Source organism: Verrucomicrobiota bacterium (assembly GCA_016871535.1).
Lineage (GTDB): Bacteria > Verrucomicrobiota > Verrucomicrobiia > Limisphaerales > SIBE01 > VHCZ01.
This window is the reverse complement of sequence record VHCZ01000431.1, coordinates 1-2,563: the sequence shown is the minus strand read 5'-3', so window position 1 is coordinate 2,563 and position 2,563 is coordinate 1. Positions and strand designations below refer to the sequence as shown.

General features: G+C 59.0%; 3 protein-coding genes. 2 read left to right on the top strand and 1 reads right to left on the bottom strand.

Annotated elements, in window-relative coordinates:
* Positions 1-206 precede the first annotated feature (206 nt).
* Positions 207-1,223: a 3-deoxy-7-phosphoheptulonate synthase gene (aroF, locus tag FJ398_27205; GenBank protein ID MBM3841566.1), complete on the bottom strand. Its 1,017-nt coding sequence runs from the start codon at positions 1,221-1,223 to the stop codon at positions 207-209.
* Between the two features lie 331 nt (positions 1,224-1,554).
* Here aroF and FJ398_27200 point away from each other — a divergent pair, with 331 nt between their 5' ends.
* Positions 1,555-2,076: a DUF1559 domain-containing protein gene (locus tag FJ398_27200; GenBank protein MBM3841565.1), complete on the top strand. Its 522-nt coding sequence runs from the start codon at positions 1,555-1,557 to the stop codon at positions 2,074-2,076.
* 68 nt (positions 2,077-2,144) lie between these two features.
* Positions 2,145-2,417, top strand: coding sequence for a hypothetical protein (locus tag FJ398_27195; GenBank protein MBM3841564.1), 273 nt, complete (start codon positions 2,145-2,147; stop codon positions 2,415-2,417).
* Positions 2,418-2,563: the final 146 nt, after the last annotated feature.

Sequence of the window (2,563 nt, the reverse complement as noted above, 5' to 3'; positions counted from 1 at the left end):
AGCTCGTCCGCGTGCTGGTATGTCGGCGCAGACGACTCGGCGTTCAAAGTCGAGCCGTGCCCGATCAGCACGAGAGCCGCGTCAGAATAATCATCGGTCTTCACTGTGTGTGGGTTAGTTGAGAGTTGAGAGTTGAGAGTTGGGGGTCGGGAAGCGCCAATGCACCAGGCTCTCCACTCTCAACTCAAACCCGCTCTCAGCTCTTCTCATTCCCTTCCCGCCGCCGCGATGAAGGGCTTGAGGTCTTCCATCAATTTCGCGAAGCCATCGAGCGAGAGTTGCTGCGCGCCGTCGCTCCAGGCTTCGGCCGGGTTGGGATGGACCTCGATGAGCAGCGCGTCGGCGCCCATCGCCACGGCGCCTTTGCACATCGCCACAACCAGGTCCGCGCGCCCGGCGCCCTGGCTGGGGTCGATCACGATTGGGCAATGCGACTCCTGCTTGATAATCGGAATCGCGGCGAGATCCAGCGTGTTCCGCGTGTAAGTCTCGAACGTCCGGATGCCGCGCTCGCAGAACAGCAAGTTGGGATTGCCGTTGGCGATCACATATTCGCCCGCCAGGAGCCACTCTTCAATGCGCATGGAAAGGCCGCGCTTCAACAGCACTGGTTTGCCCGTCTTCGCCGCGGCGATGAGGAGCTGGAAATTTTGCGCGTTGCGAGTCCCGATCTGGAGGATGTCCGCGTATTCAGCGACGAGGTTGGCATGTTGTTCCGAGAGCAACTCCGTGATGATGGCCAGGCCGGTTTCCTGTTTGGCTTTGGCCAGGAGCTTGAGGCCTGGCTCGCCGAGTCCCTGGAATTCGTATGGGGAAGTCCGCGGTTTGAACGCGCCGCCGCGCAGAATGGTCGCCCCGGCCTTCTTGACGGCATGAGCCGTGCCTAGCAGTTGTTTCTCGTTTTCGACCGAGCACGGGCCGGCCATGACTTGAAATTTCTTGCCGCCAATCGGGATTCTCCCGTTCGCCTGGACCACGGAATTGGCGGGATGCACCTGGCGTTTGACGAGTTTGTAGCGGCTCTGGACGGGCATCACGCGGTCCACTTGCGGAAACACCGTGAGCATTTCCAGATTGCTGTGCGTGCGTTCGTCGCCGATGGCGGCGATGACGGTCAATTCTACGCCGCGCAGGACGCGCGGTTCGTAATTGAGCCGCTTGATTTCCTCGACCACGGCGGCGATGTCCGGTTCGGATGTGTTAGGTTTCAATACGACAATCATAGGTTGGTGTGCAGTCTCGCGCCGGGGCCAAATGAAAAAGCCGCAGGCGACGGCCTGCGGCACGGGTTTAAGGTCCTGTTTAAGGCAGCCCGCAGCGCAGGTGTCCAGGGCTAAAGCAGAACGCCCAATACCGCGCGCTGTTCACTTGTCGGCTGCTCAATGTCACGGGCGGCAAATTAAGCCAGCCCGCCGGGGCGCGTCAATGGCGGATTTGGGATGGGTGGGATGCTTGAGATGGGTAGGGCAGACCTCTTTTGAATTGAGATGACCAACGGTTTGGCGTAAAAGGGTAACGCTGGGAAGAGGAAGATTTCCACCGCGGTGGAGAACCATGAGCGCCAGTTCTGAAATCAAGGGCCACCAGCCAAACGTCGCGCCGTTCGCTAACGCTTTCACGCTGATCGAACTGCTCGTCGTCGTGGCGGTGATCGCGATCCTCGCTTCACTGCTCTTGCCGGCACTGACCGCGGCTAAATCGAAAGCCAAGGCAACCGCATGCCGGAACAATCTACGGCAGCAGGGGCTGGCGTTGATCATGTACGTGGATGAGTACAGCAAGTATCCGGGCGGCACAGTGGTTTACGGGACGGACGGACGGATCCAAGAGTTCGGCACATCCGGGCTGAATTGGGTGCAGGCGTATTACAAGAATTCGTATGGCGACGGCGTCCATGATCCCCATTCACACACTACAACTACCGGACGATCTTCAACTGCCCGGCCAGAGGGCGGGAATCCCGGGAACCGATTGGCGGTTGACCGCTTGGGGCCAGTTACCTGGCTCCCTATGAAGTGGGTTATGGGTACAATGCAGCAGGGACTGCGCGGACAACGATTCCACGGCGACCTTTAGGCCTGCAGCCGATTCGATATCAGCCAACCAATGATTCCGGTAGATTTCTGGCCGCCGAATTCCTTCCTGTGACCTCCACCATGGTTGTCTCTCCCAGCGAAATGATCGCGATCGGAGATGTCAATCGTGGAACCGGCTTCTCGCCGTATGCAGACCAGCGATTCGGGCCAGGCGTATCGGACATCCACAGTCGAGGCGCGAATATTGTGTTTTGCGATGCACACGTGGAATACGGAAAACAACGGAAGTGGGTGCTAGCGTCGGAGGTGGTTCGTCGCGGCTGGAATACCGACCACGAACCCCACCCGGAGACGTGGTCCACCAATGCTCCGGGGTTTTGAAGTGAACTTCGGTGAAACGGAATCCAACTTTACGCTGAGCCTCCGGGATGATATCAGAGCGCCATGACATGGGCTGAAATTTGCGAAGACAAGCTTCTGGCCACTTTGCCGTACCGGATCGAGTCCGACCGCTGGGGCAACATCGT

Coding starts and splice junctions, on each gene's coding strand:
- FJ398_27200 (MBM3841565.1), top strand. CDS start 1,555: ATGAGCGCCAGTTCTGAAATCAAGGGCCACCAGCCAAACGTCGCGCCG.
- aroF (MBM3841566.1), bottom strand. CDS start 1,223: ATGATTGTCGTATTGAAACCTAACACATCCGAACCGGACATCGCCGCC.